This window comes from Lentilactobacillus parafarraginis DSM 18390 = JCM 14109 (genome assembly GCF_001435895.1).
GTDB classification, from domain to species: domain Bacteria; phylum Bacillota; class Bacilli; order Lactobacillales; family Lactobacillaceae; genus Lentilactobacillus; species Lentilactobacillus parafarraginis.
On record NZ_AZFZ01000015.1, the window covers coordinates 1 to 26,022 of the forward strand.

24 protein-coding genes and 2 pseudogenes are annotated in these 26,022 nt (G+C 46.4%); 8 read left to right on the plus strand and 18 right to left on the minus strand.

The genetic code is table 11. The annotated features are described in order from the left end of the window. Nucleotides 1–24: 24 nt before the first annotated feature. Nucleotides 25–639 (plus strand): annotated as a pseudogene (locus tag FD47_RS05205) (GTPase); the annotation flags it as partial. A gap of 75 nt (nucleotides 640–714) precedes the next feature. Further along, nucleotides 715–2,118: an APC family permease gene (locus FD47_RS05210; protein WP_056980156.1), complete on the plus strand. Its 1,404-nt coding sequence runs from the start codon at nucleotides 715–717 to the stop codon at nucleotides 2,116–2,118. A gap of 177 nt (nucleotides 2,119–2,295) precedes the next feature. On the opposite strand, the gene FD47_RS05215 is transcribed toward FD47_RS05210, so the two are convergent. Beyond that, nucleotides 2,296–2,898: a TetR/AcrR family transcriptional regulator gene (locus FD47_RS05215; protein ID WP_054733641.1), complete on the minus strand. Its 603-nt coding sequence runs from the start codon at nucleotides 2,896–2,898 to the stop codon at nucleotides 2,296–2,298. Between the two features lie 129 nt (nucleotides 2,899–3,027). Here FD47_RS05215 and FD47_RS05220 point away from each other — a divergent pair. Beyond that, nucleotides 3,028–3,833 (plus strand): annotated as a pseudogene (locus FD47_RS05220) (SDR family NAD(P)-dependent oxidoreductase). 27 nt (nucleotides 3,834–3,860) lie between these two features. Here the strand turns inward: FD47_RS05220 and FD47_RS05225 are convergent. Next, nucleotides 3,861–4,844, minus strand: coding sequence for a LacI family DNA-binding transcriptional regulator (locus FD47_RS05225; protein WP_054733643.1), 984 nt, complete (start codon nucleotides 4,842–4,844; stop codon nucleotides 3,861–3,863). Nucleotides 4,845–5,011: 167 nt separating this feature from the next. On the opposite strand from FD47_RS05225, the gene FD47_RS05230 reads away from it, so the two are divergent. Then, nucleotides 5,012–5,695, plus strand: a complete 684-nt coding sequence (locus FD47_RS05230; protein ID WP_008210408.1) for an MgtC/SapB family protein — start codon at nucleotides 5,012–5,014, stop codon at nucleotides 5,693–5,695. Nucleotides 5,696–5,796: 101 nt separating this feature from the next. Here the strand turns inward: FD47_RS05230 and FD47_RS05235 are convergent, their stop codons facing one another. From FD47_RS05235 to FD47_RS05285, 12 genes are all read right to left on the minus strand, one after another. Further along, complete coding sequence (locus tag FD47_RS05235) at nucleotides 5,797–6,513, minus strand: amino acid ABC transporter permease (protein WP_008210406.1); 717 nt, start codon at nucleotides 6,511–6,513, stop codon at nucleotides 5,797–5,799. A 15-nt stretch (nucleotides 6,514–6,528) separates the two neighbouring features. After that, the gene (locus FD47_RS05240; protein ID WP_008210404.1) at nucleotides 6,529–7,167 is read right to left on the minus strand and encodes an amino acid ABC transporter permease; all 639 of its coding nucleotides are present in this window, start codon (nucleotides 7,165–7,167) and stop codon (nucleotides 6,529–6,531) included. After that, a complete protein-coding gene (locus FD47_RS05245) occupies nucleotides 7,164–8,000 on the minus strand; it encodes a transporter substrate-binding domain-containing protein (RefSeq protein WP_054733646.1) in 837 nt (278 codons plus the stop codon). The genes FD47_RS05240 and FD47_RS05245 overlap by 4 nt, the downstream gene beginning before the upstream one ends. A gap of 23 nt (nucleotides 8,001–8,023) precedes the next feature. Beyond that, on the minus strand, nucleotides 8,024–8,764 hold the full coding sequence (locus FD47_RS05250) for an amino acid ABC transporter ATP-binding protein (RefSeq protein ID WP_054733648.1): 741 nt from the start codon (nucleotides 8,762–8,764) through the stop codon (nucleotides 8,024–8,026). 250 nt (nucleotides 8,765–9,014) lie between these two features. Continuing rightward, nucleotides 9,015–9,137 carry a hypothetical protein gene (locus tag FD47_RS16080; protein ID WP_263849864.1) on the minus strand — a complete coding sequence of 41 codons (123 nt, stop codon included), beginning with the start codon at nucleotides 9,135–9,137 and terminating at the stop codon, nucleotides 9,015–9,017. Nucleotides 9,138–9,170: 33 nt separating this feature from the next. Continuing rightward, nucleotides 9,171–10,022 (minus strand): ethanolamine utilization protein EutJ, encoded by an 852-nt coding sequence (gene eutJ, locus FD47_RS05255; RefSeq protein ID WP_054733651.1) that lies wholly within the window; start codon nucleotides 10,020–10,022, stop codon nucleotides 9,171–9,173. A 220-nt stretch (nucleotides 10,023–10,242) separates the two neighbouring features. After that, nucleotides 10,243–11,079, minus strand: coding sequence for a DUF6681 family protein (locus FD47_RS05260; protein WP_054733653.1), 837 nt, complete (start codon nucleotides 11,077–11,079; stop codon nucleotides 10,243–10,245). Beyond that, on the minus strand, nucleotides 11,079–11,720 hold the full coding sequence (locus FD47_RS05265) for a hypothetical protein (protein ID WP_054733656.1): 642 nt from the start codon (nucleotides 11,718–11,720) through the stop codon (nucleotides 11,079–11,081). The genes FD47_RS05260 and FD47_RS05265 overlap by 1 nt, the downstream gene beginning before the upstream one ends. A 73-nt stretch (nucleotides 11,721–11,793) precedes the next feature. After that, on the minus strand, nucleotides 11,794–12,237 hold the full coding sequence (locus FD47_RS05270) for a Fur family transcriptional regulator (RefSeq protein WP_054733659.1): 444 nt from the start codon (nucleotides 12,235–12,237) through the stop codon (nucleotides 11,794–11,796). A gap of 114 nt (nucleotides 12,238–12,351) precedes the next feature. Further along, complete coding sequence (locus FD47_RS05275) at nucleotides 12,352–12,909, minus strand: guanylate kinase (protein ID WP_056980158.1); 558 nt, start codon at nucleotides 12,907–12,909, stop codon at nucleotides 12,352–12,354. A gap of 4 nt (nucleotides 12,910–12,913) precedes the next feature. Then, nucleotides 12,914–13,342: a bis(5'-nucleosyl)-tetraphosphatase gene (locus FD47_RS05280; protein WP_040537450.1), complete on the minus strand. Its 429-nt coding sequence runs from the start codon at nucleotides 13,340–13,342 to the stop codon at nucleotides 12,914–12,916. A 25-nt stretch (nucleotides 13,343–13,367) separates the two neighbouring features. Beyond that, entirely contained in the window at nucleotides 13,368–14,537 is a 1,170-nt protein-coding gene (locus FD47_RS05285; RefSeq protein ID WP_008210391.1) for a cation:proton antiporter, read from the minus strand. Nucleotides 14,538–14,970: 433 nt separating this feature from the next. On the opposite strand from FD47_RS05285, the gene FD47_RS05290 reads away from it, so the two are divergent. Next, entirely contained in the window at nucleotides 14,971–15,171 is a 201-nt protein-coding gene (locus FD47_RS05290; protein WP_008210390.1) for a cold-shock protein, read from the plus strand. 116 nt (nucleotides 15,172–15,287) lie between these two features. On the opposite strand, the gene FD47_RS05295 is transcribed toward FD47_RS05290, so the two are convergent. Together FD47_RS05295 and uidA are read right to left on the minus strand one after the other, a co-directional pair. Further along, nucleotides 15,288–16,739, minus strand: coding sequence for an MFS transporter (locus tag FD47_RS05295; RefSeq protein ID WP_054733662.1), 1,452 nt, complete (start codon nucleotides 16,737–16,739; stop codon nucleotides 15,288–15,290). A 125-nt stretch (nucleotides 16,740–16,864) separates the two neighbouring features. Then, nucleotides 16,865–18,679, minus strand: coding sequence for a beta-glucuronidase (uidA, locus tag FD47_RS05300; protein WP_056980160.1), 1,815 nt, complete (start codon nucleotides 18,677–18,679; stop codon nucleotides 16,865–16,867). A 144-nt stretch (nucleotides 18,680–18,823) separates the two neighbouring features. On the opposite strand from uidA, the gene FD47_RS05305 reads away from it, so the two are divergent. The 3 genes from FD47_RS05305 to FD47_RS05315 all read left to right on the plus strand — a co-directional run bounded on the left by FD47_RS05305 (nucleotide 18,824) and on the right by FD47_RS05315 (nucleotide 23,541). Further along, a complete protein-coding gene (locus tag FD47_RS05305; protein ID WP_056980162.1) occupies nucleotides 18,824–20,041 on the plus strand; it encodes an AraC family transcriptional regulator in 1,218 nt (405 codons plus the stop codon). Nucleotides 20,042–20,111: 70 nt separating this feature from the next. Next, nucleotides 20,112–22,544 carry a Xaa-Pro dipeptidyl-peptidase gene (locus FD47_RS05310; RefSeq protein ID WP_056980163.1) on the plus strand — a complete coding sequence of 811 codons (2,433 nt, stop codon included), beginning with the start codon at nucleotides 20,112–20,114 and terminating at the stop codon, nucleotides 22,542–22,544. Between the two features lie 85 nt (nucleotides 22,545–22,629). Next, nucleotides 22,630–23,541, plus strand: coding sequence for a proline iminopeptidase-family hydrolase (locus tag FD47_RS05315; protein WP_054733670.1), 912 nt, complete (start codon nucleotides 22,630–22,632; stop codon nucleotides 23,539–23,541). Between the two features lie 87 nt (nucleotides 23,542–23,628). On the opposite strand, the gene FD47_RS05320 is transcribed toward FD47_RS05315, so the two are convergent. Together FD47_RS05320 and araA are read right to left on the minus strand one after the other, a co-directional pair. Continuing rightward, entirely contained in the window at nucleotides 23,629–24,036 is a 408-nt protein-coding gene (locus FD47_RS05320; protein WP_008211764.1) for a hypothetical protein, read from the minus strand. Nucleotides 24,037–24,470: 434 nt separating this feature from the next. Beyond that, a complete protein-coding gene (araA, locus tag FD47_RS05325; RefSeq protein WP_054733671.1) occupies nucleotides 24,471–25,895 on the minus strand; it encodes an L-arabinose isomerase in 1,425 nt (474 codons plus the stop codon). Between the last annotated feature and the right edge of the window lie 127 nt (nucleotides 25,896–26,022).

Genomic DNA, 26,022 nt, shown 5'->3' on the forward strand with positions numbered 1-26,022 from the left:
AAATAAAGTTTTCAGACGGACCCTAATTTATTGGGCGAAAATGAAGACAAGCAGGTTCTGGTTAAAAACATGCTGTTCGCCACTTTGGACACCTCGGTACGAAAGCTGACACTGCCAGACCAGAAGAAATTTCTGTTGAGTGATACCGTCGGATTTGTCAGTCAACTGCCTCACCAGCTGGTCCAAGCATTTAAATCAACCTTGGCCGAAGCCGCCAACGCTGACCTGCTTATTCAAGTGGTCGATTATTCCGATCCTCATCGGGACATGATGATTAAGACCACTGAGGACACCCTGAAGGAAATTGGCATTGACAACATCCCGATGGTCGTCGCTTTAAATAAGGCTGACAAAATGGAGACCCCTTACCCCACCCGGGAAGGCGATAACCTGATCATGGCCGCCACCGACAAAACATCACTTGTCGAGCTCACCGCCATCATTAAGGAAAAGGTCTTCAAGAACTTCAAGACTCTCCAACTCATGATCCCATTTGATAAGGGCGACGTTGTTTCCTATCTTAATGACAACGCCACGGTCCTTAAAACCGATTACGACGCCAACGGCACGTTAATCACCGCTGAATTAAATGAAGTTGACGCTAAGCGGTTTAGCCGTTACGTTCAGCCAGTTGATTAACAATGCTTGCGTCATCAATTTATTCTGTGATACGATTTTGGTCTAATTCGCGACCTACAGAGAGGAAGAACTTCAATGAAACAACAAAAACAAGTTTCGCTTGACCGGGACCTCGGTCTCTGGTCCGCGTTATCGCTGGTGATCGGAACGATCATCGGTGCCGGTGTCTTCGTCCGTCAATCAGCCGTACTAGATGACGCCGGCTCAACCACAATGGGTCTTCTGGCATGGCTGGCAGGCGGTATCTTAACGATTACCGCTGGTTTAACCATCGCTGAAATTGCCTCACAGATGCCGGAAACCGGTGGTCTATATGTCTACATGGAAAAAATCTATGGCCGCATCTGGGGATTTCTTTCCGGCTGGATGCAGATTATCATCTACGGCCCGGCAATGATTGCCTCACTGGGCGCTTATCTAGCTATTTTATTATCTGACTTTTTCGGATTTCCAAGTCGATATAACGCATTAATCGCCATCGGGACAATTATCCTGGTCGGCATTTTGAACCTATTTTCCAACCGGTACGGCGCAACCTTCGCCATTATCACGACGTTGTGTAAGCTGGTCCCAGTCGCTGCCTTGATTATCTTCGGCCTGTTCTTTGGCAAGCAGGGCGCCCTGGGCCAAAGCATTTCAGAAGTGCATCAATCAGCCGGAAACTTCGGGGTCGCAATTCTGGCAACGTTATTTGCCTTTGATGGCTGGATCTTAATTGCCAACCTGGGTGGTGAAATCAAGAACCCGAGAAAGCTATTACCCCAAGCCATTACTTTTGGGATCCTTGCCGTTCTCGCAATTTATCTTTTAGTATCCTACGGCGTTTACCGGGCCATTCCCGCTGAAAAAATCCACAGCATGGGGACCGGCGCCATTCCATTTATCGCCACCACCGCTTTTGGCAACATTGGCGGCAAAATTCTCAGTATTGGGATCATCATTTCAATTGTCGGCTGTATGAACGGGAAAATCATGACGTTCCCCCGAATCATGTACGCCATGGCTAAGCGCAATCAATTACCATTCTCAAAGACGCTGGCTTACCTGCATCCAAAGTCCCACACGCCAATCTTTTCAACCATTGCTGAACTGATCATTGTTGCAATCATGATCATCTTCTCAAATGCCGATCGGCTGTCAGAACTTTGTATCTTCACGGTTTACTGCTTCTACGTCATGGCATTTGTCGGCGTCTTCCTGCTGCGGAAGCGCAACCCGAACCAGCACCGGGTATTCTCGACGCCATTCTTCCCAATCACGCCAATCATCGCCATCTTCGGATCGCTATTTGTTATCGTGAGTGAAATTGCTTCCGACCTGCCAGGCGTATTGACGTCATTCATCTTCGTTGCCGTTGGGGTTCCGGTCTTCTATTACGAAACTAAAAAACACGGCATCGTTGAAGCCAAAAATGAAGATGCCCCCATTGAAGAGGATGACGACCAATCGGATTCTTCATCAGTAAAGGGTCAGAACTAGTGGTGTAATTACCAATTTCAGACTTTCGTTCATAGTTAGAAAATTTATCAATCACATGGTCATTCAAAAATTTCAAAAAGTATCGCCATCATTCAAAAGCCCAATTTTGAATGGTGGCGATATTTTTGTACCGTGATTCATTGGGGCAGCAGACCGACTTGGCTCGTGTTTTCCAAATTACCCCCTAGTTTCCGGCTCTGAATTGGATCGAAACAACAAATGACCAATTAAATCGATCAATTCATCAATCGATACTGGTGCCGGTGAATTTTGGTCTAACTGAGTTGTCAGGACAAAGTTAGAAATAATCAAAAAAACACTGTCAGCCAGAAACGCCAAGTCCATATGGCGAATGATCCCCTTGGCTTGATAAGTCGCTAATTGTTTAAACAAGTCGGAAAAGAACTTGCTCTCCGCAATCGTTGGTAATTTTGTTCGTAAATCCGGTTGGCTTCGAAAGCTTGCGATTACCTGAATGGTCTCCGGGTGCGCCAAGCCGAATTCAGCGGTTCCCTTCACAAACGCAGTGACTTGAGCCTTTGGCGTCAGAGTATCCGAAATCAACGGGGATAGTGCCCCGATCATCTGCTGCTGGTGATACGCAAAAACTGCCAGTAATAATGCCTGTTTATTCGGAAAATAAGAATAGATATTTGACTGAGTGGTTGCGGATAATCGCGCAACCTTAACCGTCGACACGGCGCCAATTCCACCCTTCACGATCATGTCAGTTGTCGCGTTCAAGATCGTTTGCCGCAAGACGGTACTTTTAACCTTCAACTAGATTCGCCTCTTTATTCATGGGTTAATCATTTGACAAGTGATAGGTCTATCGCTATAGTTATTGACGATAGACCTATCACTAATAATAAATGACTTTAATTTGTTAATCAAGGAGCGAGCTTACAAATGAAAAAAATAGTTGTTATCACTGGCGCCTCATCCGGAATTGGTCGCCAAACCGCATTAGATTTAGCCAATCAGGGGGTCCAAGTGATTGGCGCAGCCCGAACGATCGAAAACGATCAGGCGTTATCGAATCATCAAAATATCACAACCATGAACCTCGATATCACCAGTCATGCAAGTATCGCCCACTTTGTCACGGCCATTTCAGATCAATATTCCCATGTTGATGGTTTGGTTAACGCGGCGGGATATGGGGCATTTGGCGCCCTTGAAGAGGTCCCGCTGGCAGAAGCCCGAAATCAATTAGATGTTAATTTACTGGGCATTGTCGATCTGATCCAAGTGATCCTCCCGTTAATTCGGAAAAGTGCGGACGGATCATCAACATTTCATCGCTGGCCGGACAATCCTACTCGGCGTTAGCTGGCTGGTACTATATCTCAAAACACGCTTTGGAAACAATGAGTGACGTCCTGAGGTTGGAACTCAAGCAATTCAACATTAAAGTGGTCATTGTTGAGCCTAGCATTACAAATACGAACTGGGCGCGCATTACCATCGATAAAATGTTAAGCGTTACGCCAAAAAGCTCCCCTTATCGGCAAATGGCCGAGCGGCAGGCGCAGCTGATCACTAAACCGACCCAAACAACCGCAGACGTTTCAAGGACCATTATCAAGGCAATAAGTACTAAACGACCGAAAAATCGCTACCAGGTTCGCTTCATGGATCGAATTGCCATGAAGAGTATTCACTTACTCAGTTATGCCCTTCAAGACCGGTTAGCTGAAAGAATGATGAGATAACCGCAATCATTATCACTCAACAATCAGCTAGCTGCTCTGTCGTTCGTCGATTTGGATCGGGGTATAGCTGGATTTAAACTGCTTGAGGCGCGGTGAAAGCAAGGTTTGCAGGCCCGTGGCCCCCATTTGATAAAATGACTGGGTCACGCTGGTGAGCTTTGGGCGCACAATTGAACACAAATTCGTGCCGTCAACGCTGACAATCGCGAAGTCGCTGGGCACCTTAATCTTCAAATCAGCGGCTTGATTGAGCATCCCAATCGCTGCCAAATCACTGGAGGCAACCGCGGCGGTTACCGCCATTTTTGCATAGGATCGCATCGCCCGAGCGCCATCTTCATACGTGAATTCGCCGTCGTCAATCCAGTGCGGATCAATCGGCAGCTGGTTTTCAGTCATGGCCTTTCGGTAGCCGGCAACCCGCATCTGGCCAATCAGCGATTCCAAATCAGTGGCCGCTAACCCAATTTGGCGGTGGCCCTTATTAATGAGATATTGGGTTCCCTGATAGCCAATTTGAAAATCATCCGACGTAATGAACGGAAACGGCCGATCAGAAAAGCGCATCGACAGAAATAGATACGGAATATTCGCGGTTGTCAGCAAGTCATCATTTTGCGGATTGAGGTCAATCGCTACCAAAAGAATGGCCCGGACGGCTCTTTCAATCACCGTCTCAATCGCCCGCCGTTGCAGTTCAGCGTCTGAGCCGCCGGCATAAATGATAATGACGCTCAAACTTTTTTTGGCGGCTTCATCCTGAATCCCCTGAATAATTTGGTCAGAAAAGTTTGTCTGCACCGAACTCACGATGACCGCAATGACGTTACTTTTGCGGGTCACCAATTCAACGGCGCCGACATTTCGCCGGTAACCCAGTTTCGTGGCGGCCTTCTTGACCTTTTTCGCCGTTTTTTCCGAGTAGAATTCCACCTGATTTGATAAAACTCGTGATACCGTCGAGGGCGACACCCCCGCTAAACGTGCAATGTCTTTAATTGTTGCAGCCATATGCCCCATCCTTCTTACGCCATTTTAAGTGATTAATCCAATCATATCACAGGATTGAGAAGTCAGCGAACCCGCCGGGATGATAATCCCAAAGCTAATTTTAGAAGTTTCCATCAAAATTGGTTATCATAGGGATAGTGCTGTAACGCTTATTAGGAGGTGGTCGCGTGAGCTTTACGCTTTATCAATTAGAATGGATTCTCCGGTTGGTCGTTGCGGCAATCTGTGGCGGCATGGTCGGGTTTGAACGAAAAGTGCGCCTTAAAACGGCCGGGATTCGGACCCACATGCTCGTTGCCGTTGGTTCGGCATTGTTCATGCTTATTTCAAAATACGGTTTCTTCGACGTTGCCGGCCATTCCAGCATTGGTTTGGACCCCTCCCGAATTGCCGCCGGCGTGGTTACCGGAATTGGGTTTATTGGTGCCGGGGCCATCATGACCCGGAACAATCAAATTGACGGCCTGACAACCGCAGCTGGCTTGTGGGCCACTGCCGCCATTGGCCTTGCGATTGGAGCCGACATGTACGTCATCGGCATTGCCGGAACCGGCTGTATTCTGATTACCCAAGTCATTGTTCGGCGGATTCGGGCCCTCAAGAGGTATCCGAACCGATCCCTACTGCGTATGGAAGTAACCCTAAGCGGCCAATTAACGGCCATGGACCAGCTGCCATCCCGCCTGAAAGAAATTGGTGGCCTGAACAGCCAAATGCGGATTTTGAAATATGATCCGGAATCGTTCACGCTGGCAATTACCGTACGGCTAAAAAAGAAGGTTAATCCAAACGGGTTCATCAAGCAGATGACCCGGTTTACCGATGTTCAAGAAATTGAAGTGATTGACTAACTTGTTGTTTAACTCAAAAATGGTGTTTCGGATAAAGAACGCTTTATCCAAAACACCATTTTGCGGTTTATTTAACGATGATTATCAACGAACCATCCGCCTTAAGCATCGCTGCCATTCTCGATTGCCTGTTCAACCGCATGGTCATGCTTCTTGCTGTTGTTGCCGCCAATCCGTTTCTCCAAGTATCTGGAAAGCAGGGACAGCGAGTAACAAACCACAAAGTACATAACCGCCAGGGCCAAGAACATTGGAATCGTGTAATTCGTATTTTGCCCGTAAATAATCTGAGCATGGTTCATCAAATCCGGCAGCACAATGATGGTTGCCAGTGAGGTATCCTTAACCAATGAAATGAACTGACTCACGATTGCGGGAATCATATTCCGAATCGCTTGCGGCAAAACAATGTATCTCAATGCTTGCCAATAACTCAGCCCGTTGGCGCGAGCCCCTTCCATTTGGCCAACTGGAATTGACGCAATCCCGGCCCGGACAATTTCGGCCACCATCATCGATTCGAAAACCGCCATGGCGATCACTGACGCCCAAATCGGATCCGGCTTGAAACCAATATGTGGCAACCCGAAGTAAGTGAAGAAGAGAATTAAGATCAACGGCAGGTTACGGATGATATCAATCACAAAGCCGACAATCGCTGACAAATACTTAATTTTTACGTAACGGATAACCCCTAAAATAATCCCGAAAATGTAACTCAGGATAATTGAAAGGACTGAAACAAACACCGTTACCCAGGCTCCCTCAAGAAGGAACTTGATATTAACCCATGAATATGCACCTAAGACAGTTAACATGTTTAAATTCCTCCTTTAGGCCAATTTCTTTTCAAGGTAGCGCATGTAGTAACTCAACGGCAGGGTTAAGATTAAGTACAATAACCCAACGCACAGGTAAGTACTCATACTCTGCAGCGAGTCAGATGCAATCACGTTTCCTTGATACATCAAATCAAACCCGGCAACAAAGGCCAAGACCGATGAGTTCTTAACCAGGTTAATGAACTGGTTGCCCAATGGCGGGATAACGTACCGAAACGCCTGTGGCAGGATAATATACCGCATTGCCTGCCAGAATGAAAGGCCGTTGGCTCGCGATCCTTCCATTTGACCAGGATCAACGGATTGGATTCCTGACCGCACCGTTTCGGCAATAAACGCGGATGAATACAGCGTCAAGCCAATGGTTCCGGAAGCAAAGCCACTGATCTTAACGACGTACATTGGAATAACCACGTAGAAGAACATGGTAATAACCAGCAGTGGAATATTCCGAAAAACTTCAATGTATACCCGGGCGATAATCCGAGCGGCCTTATTAGGGACAGTTTCCATAATTGCAAAGATTGACCCAATAATTAATGCGAAGAACAACGCAATGATACTGCAGAGGAGTGTCTGGCCCAAGCCGGTCAGTAATTCACCGCCATAGTTTTGGAAAATACTTATCATCGTTCTGCCCCCTTCATATCAAAGCCCCGCACGTTGTGGAACCACTTGTAAATGAGCTTATTGTACTGGCCAGAATTTTCAACCTTGGTCAACGCGTTATTCATAGCGTTGTGAAGGGGCTTTTGACCCTTAGCGGTTGCAATCCCGTATGGTTCCTTGGTGAAGGTGCCGCCGACAACTGAATAACCGGGATTTTCAATTGACATCCCGTAAAGAATCCCGTTATCAGTGGTTAACGCATCCCCCTGGCCAGACTTCAAAGCGGTCAGCGCCTGTGAATAATCTGAAAGCTGAAGCACTCTAGCCTTAGGGGCAAACTTCTTAATATTTTGAACGGAGTTGGAACCAACAACGCCAAGCACCACGGCGCCCTTATGATTTAATCCTTTGACGTTCTTAATGGGGCTGCCATTCTTAACAAGAATGGCTTGGCCGGCATCAAAGTAGGACCGTGTAAAGTCAACTTGTTTAGCCCGTTCTGGAGTGATGGTCATCGTTGCCATAATGGCATCAATATTCCCATTTGCCAGTAACGGCATCCGTGTCTGACTGGTAACCTGAATGAAGCGGGCCTTACCATTTTTGCCCAGGATCTGCTTGGTCATTGCCTTGGCAAGATCAACTTCAAATCCCTTAATTCTGTTATCCTTCACTTCCATCAAGCCAAACAGCTTGGTGTCCGCTTTAACACCCCACGTAATAGTGTTGGATTGCTTGTCGTCTTTCAGCACATCGCGCTTTGCCCCAGAACTGCTTTGACTGCAGGCTCCCAGGGAAACCACCATGATGAGTAAGGCGAACACCAATCCAATCTTTGATAAGATCTTTTTCATGATGTTTCCTCCAATCCGACGTTTTAGTGAGTAATAATTTTCCCAAGAAATTGGCGGGCACGTTCATTGGTGGGTTCGCCGTCAAAGAACTTCTCACTGGTATCGTCTTCAAGGATTCGACCATCGTCCATAAAGACCACTCGGTTGGCAACTTCACGAGCAAATCCCATTTCGTGAGTCACAACCAGCAGGGTCATATCGGAGTTACGGGCGATGTCCTTCATAACGTTCAAAACATCGTCAATCATTTCAGGATCCAACGCGCTGGTTGGTTCATCAAACAACAGGCACTTTGGTCGCATTGCCAAGGAACGGGCAATCGCAATTCGCTGCTGCTGACCACCTGAAAGCTGGGCCGGTAATTTTTCGGCCTGACTGCGAAGACCAACTTGATCCAGCAATTCGTAAGCGATCTTCCGATTTTCATCTTCATTACGCTTCAGAACAATCCGGGGTGCCAGCATAATATTTTCCAGAACCGTCTTATTTACATAGAGATTAAAATGCTGGAATACCATGCCAACGTTCTTGCGAATTCGGTTAATATCGGTCTTCCGATTTGCCAAATCCTGCCCATTAACGATTAACTGCCCCTCTTGGATTCTTTCCAATCCGTTAACCGTTCGAATTAATGTCGACTTCCCAGAGCCTGAAGGGCCGATGAGCACCACCGTCTCGCCAGCATCAATCTTCAAGTTGATGTCCTTAAGCGCATGGAACTCGCCGTAGTACTTCTGTACATCTTTAAATTCGATCATTGCCATGTCATTTTCCTCCAATAATTGACAATATGAGAATTGTCTAAGAATGAATCTACTTCCAGTTTAGGTTAAAAATTACAACAGGTCAAAAAATTGTAATATAAAAATTTATAAACAAGTTATCGGATGTTTCACGATCTGATAATGGCCTGGATTCACCCGATTTTTCAACCCTAAAAACTGGCGATTAAAACTGAATCTTAAAAATGTGAAAAGCATCAATTTGGTTAATGAAGTCTAATGTATAACAATTTTACAGGATTTTTCCTGAAAAGAAAAGCAGGTGCGCTAAAAATAAATGGCAGTCGGATTGACCGCCATTTAAAAAGCCGGCAACCACAACAATCACCGGATCTTGATTATTCATTTTTGGCAATTCAATTTCACCACGTTGAAAACCAAGTGAAACTCAGTCATGATCGTCCATCGCGATTCCAAGCGGGGTAATATACTGTGGAAACGTCGGCTTGTATACAGGGACGCCGAGAACGTCACTAAAGGTTGGGACAAAGTCAGCAAAGTTAACCGCGCCGCCAACCACGATCACTGGTTGCTTGATATCTGCCCCAACGGTATTCTTGACGATTGTCGCCATCTTCTCGACAACCGGCCGAATCAGTGGGAAGATTTCCGCCTCCCGACTGGCGTCACGCTTGAGCGCTTCGGCAGCCGATGACTCGATCCCATAATTGCCGCCAATCACCAGTGTCATGTGATAGCCGCCGGTGGGTTCATCGACCACCTGGGTGAGCTTGCCGCGATTAAAGACACTGATCCCGGTCGTGCCACCGCCAATATCCACAACCGTCCCGGTCTTAAGATTCAAAAAGGTGGCCGCAGCGGTTGGCTCATCAACCACATTTCGGCAGGCCATTTCCGCTGACTCAATCACGTTGGCGACCACTTTGGCACTGCCCTTCCCCGTTCCAGGAGGAATTGCCCCGCACGCGGTTGTTAAATTAACCCCCAGAACGTGCTCAGCGCGCTGCTTGAGTCTGGTCAGAATTTTCACCGAGTCTAGGTAGTTCACCACCACCCCATCGCGAACCGCATCAGCATATTCAAAGGTGCCGTAAAGCATCTGATTATCGTGATCCAGTACGGTCAGAACAATTGATGAGGTTCCCAGATCAACCCCAGTTCGGATGGACTCCCCCTTCTTCACCGGTCGCAATGGTTGCTTTGAGTTAACAATTTTTGAAAAGCGATTTAAGCGTTGGTCAATTGCCGCCAAGTCAATGGATTGCTTCGTTGTCATCATGATTCCCCATTTCAAACGAGTTAATTGAAAGCGATTACTTTATCCATTGTAACGTATTACCGGCCTTTTGTGACCCCTCCAAATGACTGACCGCATTCTTTAAGATGGCTGGGGAACTTATTTGGATCAGCGGATAACTTTCGCGGACAATAAAAAAGTGATGACCAACTATTGATTGATCATCACCCAATGACATCTATTAATGATTTAGTTAACTTCATTAGACCCGTTTATAGGCGACAGCCGCCCGCAGAGTATAGTCCTGTTGGTGTTCCAACACGCTGGATCGGCCAATCTCTTTGTATGGCCCACCAAAGAGTTCGACGGATGCCAAGTACAGCTTCAAATCCGAAAGGTCGACCGACCGAATGGACTGCAAGCCGACTCGTTTGATCACGCCCACCGGATAGACGTCCGCCTGGTTCAAGCCACAGTAAACAACCAGCGAACTGCCTTCTTTTCGCATCTCAAAGTATGGCATCATGACACCCTTGCCAATTGCGTACAGCGGCTTACCGCCATTAATCTTCAGTAATTCATAGATCTTCCGATCATTCATGCCGTCATAATCAGCGGTAAACAGCTGCCGTTGCTGCATCTGAGCAACTAAGCGATTCAAATTATCCTGTTGAATCGGCGAAACATCAAGCTTCGCCGGCAATACATGGGCATCGTCGAAGATCCCGTTGGCAGCATTTCCTCGGCGATTCTGGGGTTCCTGAATCGTTGTATTGCCCATTTTAGAATTCGCCTGAATTTCCTTCTCGTGAGGCTGCAAATGTAATGCCCGCGCTAACTTCGGCGAAATGTCGAACCACGGCTGTTTCTTGGTGAAGTAATAGAAGAAATTACAAACCAGAAAGTAGAACAGCACAATTGAGACCAGCAAAATCAGCGCACCACGATCGTAGTAACCATTCTGAAGGAACCGGAAACTAATGTAGAACAGATACATGTTGCCGAGAAATCCCAACACAGTATAAATACGGCTTTTAACGGTGACGTTAATGTTGAAGTAGCCAAGGTAATGGTTAATCATGTCTAAAAAGCTAAACATTATTCATTACCTCCCGTCGTCTGTTGAGTTGCGCCGGTATCGTTGTTAGTGGTGGTATTTCCCTGATCATTATTCGTGGTCGTCCCGGTATCACCGGTATTCCCAGTGGTACCGGTATTCCCGGTCGATTTGTTAGTGGTGGTATTGTTGCCGGTTGTTGTCCCGGTATTTCCAGTATTACCGGTATTGGTCGACTTCTTCGTGGTTCCGGTCGACTTGTTGGTCGTCCCAGTATTCGAATTTGTCGTTCCCGACTTCTTTGTGGTCGTCGTGCCGGTGTTGCCGGTCGTTGTATCGTCAGTATTGCTACTACTCTCGTTGGCGTCAGATGACGCTTTCTCTGCCGAAGAGGATTCCTTCTGCTTTTCTTTCAGTGAAGATTCCTTCGCCTTTTCCGACGACTCCTTGGCAGCCTTTTCAGAAGATTCCTTCGCCTTTTCCTTATCGGTCTGGGTCGGTTTCTTAGTGGTCTTGCCGTAAATTGAATTCGACACGTTCTTCTGATTTGTGGTTTGGGTCGTGGTGGGCGTCCCTTCATTTGTCGAGGTCACTTTGTTGGCCACGATATTTGTCGCACCGAGGGCCAATGAAATCGATAAAATTGCAAATGGCGTTACTAATGGTGGAATTCGATTATCCATTCCAAAAACTCCCTATCTCAAATTAGTAAACCATATTATCGCACATTTAGGTCAACGAAACCTGAAGAATTGGTTAATTATTCTTTAAGTTAGCGCACTCCGGACACAAGCCATAAATTTGAAAGAGGTGTCCAGTCACTTCACAGCCCGCGAGCTGGGAGGTGATCTCATCGCTTAGAGGACAGTCCTTTAATTCAATCACCTTGCCGCAGTTGCTACAGATGAAGTGATGGTGATGTTCGTGTTGAAAGTCACACTGAAATTTGACGGATGCCCGGTCGCCTTGAATCTGACGTTCAACAATTCCGAGATCAGCAAATTCAGAGATGTTGCGATAAATGGTATTGTGGCTCATCTTAGGAAATGATTGCCGCATAAAATCATCGATGCTGGTAACGTCAATATAGCGCTTTGAAGCCGTATCAACCAAATATTCCAGCATTGCTTTTCGTTGCTTGGTAATTTTTAAATTATTATCTTTTAATAAATGAGTTGCTTGTTCCATTGCTGCAGGCATTAAAATCACCCTTACTTTTTCGATTGCGTTCGTTGTCGGCCAGTGCCTCACTAGTAATAATTACTATTTAAATGATACTACCATAAAACAGCGTCAACAACAAACGAAACACCGTTAGTCCACGTATTTGGCAACAATTTGATCAATCTTGGCCTTTGTCTGGGCCAGATCCGTGTTCACAATTTCATAGGCCCTGCCCACTAACTGACGGGGCATCTGTAAATCACGGGCATATTCCTGGCTCTTCACCCGCTTTGCCACCATGGTGGTATCGTCACCGCGGGTTTGCATTCGCCTGACCAGTTCGTCAGGATTGCCGACTCTTAAGAAAATAATGACTGCCTGATCGCCCAGCTTTTGCTTATAAGTGACCGCGCCAGCCCCGTCCAGGACGATTGTCGCGTCTGGATTTTTGTGCCACGCGCTCTGTAAGCCTTCATACGAAGACCCATAGTGGTGCCCGGCATAGGTAACAGACTCTAGATAGTGACGCTTGAAAAATGACGTTTCCGTCTCAAAATAATAGTCGACGCCGTTGACTTCGTTTTCCCGTGCGGGCCGCGTCGTATGGGTAATGACGCGGGGCATGCCATAGCGCTCATGCAAATAATTGCGAACGGTGGTTTTTCCGCTGCCGGCAGCACCGGTAATGACAAAAACGCGATTTTTCATAGGCCTACTCCCCGATCTCTTCTTTATTTCGGATATACGTGTCAGCGTCTTGCAATAATTTTTTCAAATTATCATAGGTCAGCTTATCGTAAGCCTCTTGGAAGTTAAACCAGCCAAATGAGTTAATCTCCTCAACCTGCCGGGTCACCTTAACGTCTGGGGCAACCTTACTGACAAAGAACGTCACGGTTTTGTGATGCCCATTCTTCATATCATAGTCGATCTGCTGCTTAAAATCCGGATCAATTCGGGTGTCCAGGCTGGTTTCTTCCTTAATCTCCCGAATCGCCGTTTGGATCAAGTTTTCATACGCCTCCACGTGACCTTTGGGTAATCCCCAAAAGTCATCGGTGGCACTTTGGAGCAGCAGGTAACAAATTTCACCCTTCCAGACATTATAAACGACCGCGCCGCTTGCGTGTTCAGTGACCATCATACATCCCTCCAATATTTCTCAACTACTCAGCCTTTTGCGGCTGGTTTTTCTTAACTCGCTTCAACGTCCATTTTAATAGCAATGGAGCAACAATGGTTGACAAAACGATTACAATAATGATTTCCGAATATAAATTTTTCGCCAGCAAGTGTGCCGACAGCCCAATCTGGGCAATGATCAGCGCCATTTCACCCCGCGAAACCATCCCGGAACCGATGGCCAGCGCGGAATGCCAGTTCATCTTGGTCATAACTGCCCCAAGCGCGCCGCCAAATAATTTGGTCGCAATCGCCAGCAGCGTCATGATGATCACAAATCCCAAGTTGGTCAGCAGGCCGCTAAATTCCATGTCGAGACCAATGCTGACAAAGAAAATTGGGATGAAGAAGGTGTAGCCAACCGAGCTGACACTGTCAGATACCTCATCCTGAAATTTGGTTTGGGACACGGCAACCCCGGCAAAAAACGCGCCAACCACCGAGCTTAAGCCAATCGCGTCGGCCAGCCAGGCCATCGCCAAACATAGAAATAACGAGATGATCGGCACCGACCCGTGGACCGGCAGCCGTTGCGCGATTCTCAATAGAATCGGCGTGACCCATTTAACGACAATCACCACCCCAACGAAATACAGCAGCTGCCAAATGGTTGAAATCAGCAGATTGCTTTCGGAGGCATCCCCCACCCCGAAGGTACTGACGAAGATACTTAACAGGACAACGGCGATAATATCGTCGACCACCGCCGCGCCAAGAATCGTCGCCCCTTCTTTGGTATTGAGACTGCCAAACTCTCGGAGCACCTCGACACTGATTGAGACCGAGGTGGCGGCAAAAATAACGCCCCAAAAGATTGCCTTTTCAAAGCTTTGCCCCATCATTTGCCCATAGACGTAAAACACCAGCATCGGCAGTAAGACACCGATCATCGCAACGTTCATGGCTGGTTTGAAGTACTTCTTGAGCAGGTCTAAATCACTTTCAATTCCGGCAATAAACATTAAAATGATGACCCCAATTTCCGAACCAACGTGCATCAATTCAGTATTCTGAAGGACGCCCAAGATCCCGGGCCCCAGAATCACGCCGACCAACAGCTGACCAATCACGGCCGGCATTGAGAGCCGCTGACTAATTGCACCGGCGATTAACGTCGTAATTAAAATTAGGGCGATTGCACCAACAAATGCCATCCAATTCCTCCAAATCTTTAAGTCGACTGACTTTCAATATAATTACTATTATCATACCATTGACCGCGTGTCGTTCACCATGTTAAAGTGCCGATATTTTGTGATGAAACTTATTTTTTTACAGTGACTAATTGCATCGTAGTATGCAACAACCTCCACCTACGTTTCTCTCACCAGATGGCCCTTTGTCAGAATTAATTTTTTAGCATCGAAATGATACCCCGTATAGGTTTGCGCCTCAACGTTGGCTGGCTCAATTGATTATTCGAGCGTTAAGTCTTGCTATTTTGGGCAAACGCGTATATAGTTACCATTAATGTATTTATGACTTCGAAATTTGGTACGGCGTTCTTCATAGAATGACTCCAAGTATTCAAAAGTTTCATCAAATGCAAAATTTAAAATTGCGCACAGCGCACGGAGGTTTCATTCTATGGAACAAGGTACAGTTAAATGGTTTAATGGCGACAAAGGTTACGGCTTCATCACTCTCGACAACGGCTCAGACGTGTTCGTTCACTTCTCAGCTATCAACATCGACGGCTTCAAGACTCTTGAAGAAGGTCAAAAAGTTACCCTTGATGTTGAAAAGGGCGACCGTGGTTTGCAAGCAGCTAACGTAACACCTGCTTAAGTAGCCAGTTAGAAAATAAGGGTTCCCGGTGAGGGGCCTTTTTCTTTTGGCAATTTTTACGGATGAAGGGCCAGAGCTCCTAGCTAATTTGGAGTCCTGGCCCTTTTTTATAACACTTATTTAGCTTGTTCTCTTAAGATTTCAGCATTTCGAATCACTTGCTTTTTGCCAAGCGGGTAGAAGAATAGTAGGATGATTGCAGCTAGTCCACAGCAGACTGCCGGGATCCCGGTTGCCATGTAGTAGATGCTATTGGCAACTGCGTCACTTTGAACAACCCCACCGGCCGAAGAGGATTGATATCCAATCAGCGTCAGCATAATTCCGCCAAAGCCACCCGCAAGTGCCTGGGCGAACTTTCTGGCAAAGGAGTTAATTCCATAGACAATGCCATCCTCGCGAATACCGGTCAATACCTGCTGATTATCAATCACGTCGGTAATAAATGCCCAGACCATCATACTGAACATGCCAGCTCCCAAAGCACCCAGTAACACCATTGCCAAATAAATCACAACACTATGGGTGTGGAGAATTACCAGAGCGACATAGATAATTGCTCCGAAGAACAAGGTCACCACCGAACTTTCTTTGCGACCAAACCGTTTCACAATCCAGCCACTAAACGGGGCCAGAATAATAATGATCATATAGTTGAATATCATCGCAACCGACATTGCTGCCGTATTTTTGAAGTAGTCATTAAACAAGTAAGCAATCGTTACCATACTGAGGTTTTGATTAATCACGACAACAATGTCGACAATCACCAGTACAATAAGCGCTTTGTTTTTCAACAAGTTCGTCATCAATAATTTCATCGGAACCGGTTCATTTTTACTAGTTCGAACCCGTTCTGTTGTCATTTTTGTCAAAACTTTATATGATCCAAACCCTAATAGTGAACAAGCAATCACGACTAGGAAAAAGCGCTCCCCACTGATTTGGTGTGAGCTTCCAACATACATAAACAACGGGACAACGTAGGCAACCACGGTTCCACCTAGGGCAGCACCGATACTCCTAAATGTCGATAACGATGTTTTATCGCTTGGCTGATCTGACAAAGACGAAGCCATTGAGCCATAAGGAATGTTAACGGCTGAGTAGAAGATTCCCCAGAGTAGGTATGTTAAAAATACATATCCTAACCTCATCCCCATTGACAATTCCTTTACCCATGGAACAAACAACAGAATTGAAAAGATCAACAACGGGTACTTCATTCGCCGAATCCAGGGTTTAAAGCGGCCTTCTTCGGTCAGTTGGCTGTTATCAACTAAGCGGCCAACCGTCACATCTGCGACAGCGTCTACCAGCCGGGCAATCAAGAATAGAAGGCCAACCATTGCCCCTGATAATCCAAGAACATTGGTATAAAAGATCATTAAAAATGAATTGACCATATTAAACGAAAAGTTGTTGCCGATATCACCAAACATATACCCAATTTTATCTGGCCATCCAAAGGGGCTCGCTTTCGTGATGGTAATTGTCTGCTTTGTCTGGGCTGCGGTGTCATTTGCAGCTTCAGTCGCCGCCCCCGGAATAATACGTGTTTTATCCATTTTACTCACTCCCGATAATTGATTAACTATTTTTGTTAGCGCTTTCATTTATCCCCTAAAAATGACTTCGGCTAAAACGGTCGAAGTCGTGTAATACCTGTTACGAAAATTGTTTGCGTGTCTACCTACTTCTTGTAACCAAAGTTCGGAATCGTTGTCCAGCGATTCTTCAAATAGCGGACGACCATCTTTGGTTCCCGTGCCCGGGTAAAGATCCCCTTCTTATTTCCTTGAACACGTTGAATACCAAATTTCGTTTGGAAATCAGCGAAGTTCCATAGCTGTTCGCCGACAAAATTATGAATTTCGTCGAACACCTTACTAGCCATTCGGTAGTAATCCTCTTGAAATTCTTCGGAGAACGGCTCGCCATAATTACTGTGCAAGCCAGCAACTGTGTCGGCACCATATTCCGTATACATGATTGGCTTATCCGGGAATTTTGCCTGATATTCCAGCAATTCATTTCGGGTTAATTTTTCGGCCGTCTTCAAATCACCAGTATTGAGATACCAGCCATAATAGCGATTTAGCGCAATAACATCCACTAAATCAATACATTTATCGCTCCGTGGATTGGCCATCATAATACTGGTATAGGTTAGCGGTCGCTTCTGAGGATCCAGTTTTCGGGCCAAATCAAACAACGGTTTAAAGTATTCGTGGGCACCCTTCGAGAACGTCGCAGCTTCGTTGGCGATTGACCACATAACGACACAGGCGTGATTTTTATCACGATTAATGATTTCTTGGATAACTTGTTTGTGAGCATCGGCCGTCTTCAATGATTTCCAAGTATCATCCTCATAATCATCGCGTTCCAAAGCTGACAAATCGAATCCAAATGAGACCATCAAGCCAACTGCCGGCGTTTCGTCGATCACAACAATTCCCTCGCGATCACATAGGCGCATCATCTCTTCAGAGTATGGATAGTGTGAAGTCCGGAACGAATTAGCCCCCATATCCTTCATTAGATGGATGTCCAAAACATTAACAGGCTCGTTGAATCCTCGACCATGGATATAGCTATCTTCGTGCTTGCCAAAGCCCTTGAAGTAGAACGGTTCTTCGTTAATCAGAAACTGGCCGTTCTTTACTTCGATTTGGCGAATGCCAACCGGCTCCGAGTAAGTATCCACTGGCTCATCTTCCTGATATCCGGTCACCCGAACGGTATAAAGATAGGCATTCAAAGGCTGCCACAGATGGACGTTTTCAAGATGCACGTTGGCATCGGTTCCATCTGTTTGGCCAACTAATTTGCCATTTTCATCAAGAATATTGACTTCGATGTGATCAAATTGGCCGCTAACAGCAGTCGTTACCCTGACGTCCGCACTGCCATCAGTAAAATTGACGGTTGGCACAACCACGATATCGTCAATGTAATCCTTTGGGGTTGTGTAAATTTTAACCGGTCGCTGAAGTCCGGCATAGTTGAAGAAGTCAAAGTTTTCGTCCAACTTCCGTACTTTATGGCCATTTTCATCAACGGATTCAGAATAGTTGCCGACCGGTAACGTGCTGTAATCCAGCATGTTGCTGAGCTTAACCGTTAACCGGTTAACCCCACCATCCACCAGGTAATCATTAATTTGAACTTCAAACGGCGTGAAACCGCCCTTGTGATGGGTAATTTCTTCCCCATTCAAGTAAACCCACGCTTCGTGAGTTGCAGATCCAAAACGTAAAACCAACCGCTGGTTCAGAAGTGGTTTAGCAATACTAAAGTGGGTTTCATACCACACATAGCCCACGTGTTCGCGAATCTTTTTCGAGGCAGTCTGATCATTAAACGATGCCGGCACTGAGATGACGTCTTCGGTCGGTAGCGGTTTAGTGGGCGTAATTGACTTAGTTTCTTCGTCAATCATAAATTTCCATAGGCCTGACAAATCTATCAGGGTGCGGCTTGCAGTGGTTGTTGGGTATAACATTATTAGCTCCTCCGTTTCAGGTTGTGTTTTTCCATGAGTCTAATATACTAGAACCAGCTAGCTGTATCCCGACTAATATTGACATTTACCGTGTAATTTTGACTTTTATGTAATCGCTACCATTATTTTAAGGAGACGGTCGAATTGGACAAAAATTCAGCAACCCATTATGCCGACATCATTGAAGCGACAACTAAACTTGACGTGCATCTATTTGATGACAAAGCTAAGCTCTTTTACTCTAAAACCGGTCTGGTCATTCCTCGTTTTCAAAATTTGCCAACCGGTCACCATCTTTTGCGCTCTTTGAAAGACTATTCCATCACAAACTGCCTGCACTATCGAACCGCCGCCCAACTTGAATACCTCGCTCTTCGTCTTGGGACTGACGACTCTTTATTTGGTGCTTGCCTAGTCGGACCCTTCCTCTCCCAACCAATAAGTTCGTCACAGATCGACCAAATCTTGGTAGCTAATCAGCTCACCATCAGTGACCGACATCAGTTAACCCAGCTTTACAATGAGTTACCCATCCTTAGTAAAAAGGACATCACTCAAACAAGTGCTCTTCTGACAAATTTATTTGCCAAGCCGTTCATCCCTCCAAAGCTTGTCAACACCCGCACAAGTCAAGCTTCGATGCAGACTCCAATCAGCCAACGGGTTAATCCAATTAAACAGTCTCTCATTGAACGGCGATACCAAATGGAGGCGGACATGATGCAAGCCGTTAGCACCGGTAACTTGGCCAAAATTGACCGATTCATGACCCCACTGACGGAGATTGTTACTTCTTTCAGCACCCGAATCCCCAACGCACCCCTGAGATCAGTCAAAAACATTTCGTTTGTATCGAATACCCTTTGCCGAATTGCAGCCAGAAATGGCGGCGTTAATCCAGTTTTCATTGACAGCATCTCCGAAAAGTTTGCCGTTCTTATTGAGAAGCAAAATACCGTTGGCGCCCTTGAACACCTCACGGCCGCCATGCTTCTGGAATATACCCAGCTGGTGCACGATACGGCCACTACAAATTTCAGCCCCATCATCAAGCGAGCAATCGACTTCATCATGATTAATCTTGGCCATCCCGTCAGCCTTGAAGTAGTGGCCACCAAGTTAGAGGCAAACCCCGCATATCTATCCAGGCGTTTCAAACAAGAAGTTGGCATGTCCATGACCGACTATATCAACCGTCAAAGAATTGAAGAAGCAAAGAATGCCTTGTTAACCCAACCGGCTTCAATCATTGATATTGCCCTCATGACCGGTTTTGAGGACGCAAATTATTTCACTAAAGTGTTTAAGCGGTTCACAGGAATGACACCATCAAATTTCCGTAAAAGCCACGTCGCTCCTTGAAACCCCCACCCAATCACCCGCAATTGAAGGTATAATATCCCTAACGATCAAATTAAGAGGAGGACCCACTTTGAAAATCAATCAATTTGCTTACGTTCCCACAAATCATGCCGCCATCGTCAAGGAATTGGCCGCTGCCCAGTTTTTATCAGCCCGCACCCGCAAGATGGCCGATCCGGTTATGCTGTACCGGGAGCTGCTGTTAAAATTTTTCATGGAAAAGCGCCAAAGCCGCGCAGTTCGGATTCAAAAGGTGGCCAATATGATGGCGACGACCGATCTGAACGCTTACGATTACACGACCCAGCAAGCGGCCGTGTCGCGAATTGCCTTCTATAATGTGGGTCTCCAATTGCTGGGATTTCAAGTTGGCTTGGATTTCGAGCTCGCCGATCCGTTTACGAAAATGGCGGCCCTTAAACTTCCGACCATCGATACCGATGATCCCCTCACCCGTGATCAATTAATCGACGCCTGGTACCGACTATTAAATACCCGGACCAAATTTGGGCAAACGTTAATCGACTACTTGGCCGGTCAGGGGTACTACGACCAGTTTAAGGACGAAAGCCAATTTCCCCGGCCATTTTTCTTTAACGGCAAGGCCCAAGCGGTCTTTGACACCAGTCGATTGATCCGGGACGTCGTTTATGTTGAAGCGCCACTGGATACGGACCACGACGGGCACCGCGACCTGTTAAAAGCTGAAATTATCAGGCCTGCCGATACGGAGAGTAGCTTGAAGGTGCCAACCGTCTTCACGGCCAGTCCGTACGATCAAGGCACTAATGACGAGGCTGCGGACAAATTAACCCATGACGTCAACCACCCGCTGGCACGCAAACAACCCAACAAGGCGACCTACGACGATGTGAAGGCGCCTGATGATGATCCAGTCCTTCCAGAACCCCGGGTTATCAAAGGCAATACCGACGTTGCCGAAGAAACCTTTACCAAGAATTGGACCTACACCCTGAATGACTACTTCTTAGCCCGCGGATTTGCCGTAGTCTACTCCGCCGGTGTCGGCACCAAGGATTCGGACGGTGTTCGCACCACTGGCACCAAAGCTGAAACCATTTCGGCCACATCGGTCATCGAGTGGCTTCACGGGGATCGGCCGGCATTCACCAACCGCAACGATCAAATTGAAATCAAGGCGTGGTGGTCTAACGGCAATGTCGCGATGACCGGCCGTTCCTATTTAGGCACGTTGTCCACGGCAGCCGCCATGACTGGGGTGACCGGCTTAAAAACCGCGGTGGTTGAAGCAGGGATTTCCAACTACTACGACTACTACCGGGAAAATGGTCTGGTGGTCGCTCCTGGCGGCTTTCAAGGCGAAGATACCGACGTGCTCGGTGAACTGACCTTTAGCCGGGAGCAGTCTGCCGCCGATTATTTGAAGATTAAGGATAGCTGGCTGGCCCAACTAAAAAAACTCACTGCCGGCCAGGACCGTGAAACTGGCAACTATAATTCCTTCTGGGATGCCAGAAATCTGTTAAAGAACGTGAATATTAAGTGTGATATGCTGCTGGTTCACGGCTTGAACGATTGGAATGTTAAGCTCTCACACGTTTGGAACTTGCGTAACCGTCTTAAGCAGGAACCGATTACCCAGAAGTTGGTGCTTCATCAGGGACAGCATGAATATCTAAACAATTTCCGTTCGGTAGACTTCACCGACTTGGTCAATCTTTGGCTTTCAAACAAGCTTTACGATGTTGATAATGCCGCCGTCCAAACGGTTCCGGATGTGTTAGTTCAGGATAATGCTGAGGCTGAAACTTGGCACACCTATCCGGACTGGGGCGCCCCTTCGAGCAAGCAGTACACGCTGGATGACAGCTACTTCACCAATTTAAACGAAAATTCCAAATTTTCCGACCAATTACCCGATGATCTGTTCAAGAGTTACGTGAAGAATCCCAACAAATGGCAGCACGCCCTCTTCACCAAGTCTCATTCAAAGATGACCAACCACGCCATTCAGTTGGTTTCCGAACCCCTCTCAAACGATATCATCATCGACGGCCGACCCAAGATCACCCTTTCGGCGTCCAGCAGCGCCAACGTTGGCGTAATCAGCGTGGCGTTGGTGGACTATGGCAAGGCAAAACGGCTGACGGCAGTTCCCCAAGTTCTGGCCAACCAGCAAATTATCACGGGTTATAACTGGCGTAAGGATAATCTCCGTGAATTTGTCCCAGAAAAAAAGGCCTCGGCTTACAAGAAATTTACCGACGCTCATATCAATTTGCAAAATCGTGAAAATGCCTACCGCGTCGATAACGTCAGTCCGGATCAGTTCTACACTTTTGACCTTGACTTTCAGCCAACTTTCTGGCGGTTATTAGCCGGCCACCAGCTGGGCATTGTTATCTACGGCACCGATATGGATTACACCATTCGTGGCAACCAGGCGATTACTTACCATGTCGACTTGGCAAACTCAAGCATCAGCCTACCAATTTTAAGAACGGATTCGGCCAACAAGTAGCGGTAAACGAAAGCCGCCGACTGATTCGGTCATCCGTGGTATCATATTAATTAAGCAAATAAATTAGAAAGACTAGGTGATTTTGATGAAGACAGGCACAAAAATCATTACGTTGGATAACGGTTATCATTTGTGGACCAACACCCAGGGTGAAGGCGACATTCACTTGCTGGCACTGCACGGCGGCCCCGGCGGCGAACACGAATACTGGGAAGACGCCGCGCAACAATTAAAGAAACAGGGACTAAACGTTCAGGTCACCATGTACGATCAACTTGGTTCTTGGTACTCGGACAGTCCCGACTTTTCCGATCCGCAAACCAGAAAAGATATCCTCAACTATGAATACTTCCTTGACGAAGTCGATGAAGTTCGGGACAAGTTAGGCCTTGATAACTTCTACCTCATCGGTCAATCATGGGGCGGCCTGTTGGTTCAGGAATACGCTGAGAAGTACGGCACCCACCTGAAAGGCGCAATTATTTCTTCAATGGTCGACCGAATCACCGACTACACTGATCATTTGGAACAGGTTCGTGAAGAAGCCCTGTCTGCCGATCAAGTCGCCTATATGAAGAAGTGCGAAGCAGCCAATGACTATGACAACGCCAAATACCAGTCGTACGTTGACATCCTCAACAAGGGTTACATTGACCGCAAGCAGCCTTCCAAGCTGTCACACTTAATTGACGTGACCAACACCGACATCTACGGTGCCTTCCAAGGTGACAATGAATTTGTTATCACCGGTAAGTTGGCCGAATGGAACTTCACCGATCACCTGAAGAACATTCACGTCCCAACGTTAGTCACATTTGGTGAACACGAAACCATGCCAATCGCCACTGGTAAGCGAATGGCCGAAATGATTCCGAACGCCAAATTTGTCTCAACTCCTGAAGGCGGCCACCATCATATGGTCGACAATCCAGATGTTTATTACAAGCATCTCGCTGACTTCATCCGTCAGGTTGAGGACGGTAGTTTTAACAAATAAGCCACGACAAATAAAAAACTGGAAGCGGGTCACCGAACGGGGTGACTTACTTCCAGTTTTTTGATGATTTAATTTGAGGGGCTGAAACTAGTCAGCTGGCATGTAAATGCCCTTGGTAATCTTAGATGCTTGAACATAGCCATAGCCCTTTACATAGTAGAATGACGCGGTCTTGTTCGTCTTGGTCTTGACCTTAACTGATTGGGTAACTTTGTAAGTAACTGGCTTTGTCAAGTTCCCTTTGCGGGTAAAGCTGACCTTCGCCTTATTACTTGAGAACTTAGCGCTGTATAGCGGAATATTAGTCTTGATATGATAGCTCTTAGCCTTAAAGTTCTTCAAACTGCCCTTAACAACGTTATAGGTCGTTGCCTTGGCTGCCTTTGTAGTCGTTGCTGCAGTGGCCGTGGTTGCGGCAGATGCGGCAAGCGGGGCTGCAAAAGCCAGTGGTAATGCAAATGTTGCGGCTGCTAAAATGGTTGCAAATTTTTTCATAATCTTGACCTCCTAATTGATTACGTTCATTATGCCACATTACAAATTGGTGTCAACGAAATATAATTGAAACATTAACGGCCTTAATAAAATTTTAAACCTGTTGAAATATTGATCGTTTCACAAGTTAAATCAGCTCTGATATATTAATAAGCATAGAATACAACCTCATTTGTAAATTCAATTCACAATGAAAAGTTCTAATTAACAATGTAATATTTATGTAATAATATGGCTATTGAATCGCTTTAAGCCATCCACCTTAGCAGCGGTCGAATCCCCTAAAACCCAAAAAGGCTGAGACAGTCATTATCCTGTCTCAACCTTACCGCAAGCGCGCCTCTATCAAAAACGCCACTTGCTCACCTGTTTTAATTCTGTTTTTAATTTGGGGAGAGAACCCATTAATGTTACTCGTTATAAACCCACTTCAGCTATTTAATGTCAATAAACGGCAGTTGAAATAGGGTTGCTAAGTCCTGAATTTGTTGTTCTGATGCTGTAAATGTCAACACCGTATGGTGGCCGCCACCATTTTGAATCCACTTGGTTGCGCCTTCTTTAAGCCCCATCTTCGGTGTCCAGTATTGCTTGGCAATCGGCAAATGCGGCGTCGGCTTGGTCGGCTTGTGCGCATTAACACCGTAGCCAATCATCCGAAATTCCGTTCCGAAGTCCGAAATTGTCACGTCCATTGCGTCGCCGTCAATGCCATCAAAGACCAATCTGGCAGGATCGTCCTTACCACCAATGCCCAGCGGATGAACTTCGATTCGAGGAGTTCCGCTTGCAATTGTTGGGTCAACTTCGAGCATATGTGACCCTAAGATCGCTTCATTGCCCTTCGTCAACTCTAAGGTGTAGTCTTCCATGAAGACTGTCCGGTCGTTGTGCGTCATAATCTTGAGTAGTCGGTCCAAGGCAGCTGTCTTCCAGTCACCTTCGCCGGCAAACCCGTAACCTTCTGCCATCAACAATTGGACAGCTAATCCAGGCAACTGTTCCATTCCAAACAAATCTTCAAAGTTTGTTGAAAAGGCGGTATAGCCACCCTTATCAAGAAGTGCTTTAATTCCAAAATACTCCCGCAGTTGATAACGAACCGAGTGTTCGTACTTTGCTGGGTCGTTGTGCCCCTGCACGAACGTATGTTGAGATTTGAGCGCTTCATACTTGGCATCAATGTCCTGTTCGGAAACTTTATCCATCTCTTCAACTAAGTTTCCAACTGGCCAGTAATCAACGGTCCAACCAAATTGAATTTGGCCTTGAACTTTGTCACCTTCCGTTACGGCAACGTTTCTCATGGTATCACCGAACCGGGCAACCTTGATGTTGAAGCTTTCGTTATAAGCGACAGCGACATCTTCCCAATCAGCAATTTCTGATTGAACTTCTGGATCTGCCCAATGACCATAGACAACTTTGTTGTGCTTCTGGAGACGGGCATTGATGTAACCATATTCGCGATCACCATGGGCACTTTGATTTAAATTCATATAGTCAAAGTCAATTGAGTCATAGGGAATATGATCCAAGTATTGGGTGGCTAAGTGCATGAGGGGCTTTTGCAAAAGCTTTGTCCCGCGGATCCAGTTTTTGGCTGGTGAATACGTGTGCATCCAGGTCATCACGCCGGCAACCTTGTCGTTGAAATTTGCTTCCTTCATAACGGCCGTAATTTCATCGGCAGTCGTTGCCACCGTTTTAAATCGAATCGGGTATGGCATTTTACCAGACTCATTCAATTTTTTAACGATGTCCTCCGTATCAGAGCGGACTTCAGCTAAGATGTCCTCACCGTAAAGATGCTGACTCCCAACAACAAACCAAAATTCATAATCAGGTACTTTAAGCATTAATAGCTCTCCTTTCGCAAATCTCGAAACAGAAATCAAGATTTGACATTCGGTGAAAAATCATCGAATATAATCTTATTGTTGAGACATCGTTGGCGATCACGGTTCCTGACATGACCATTTCCAA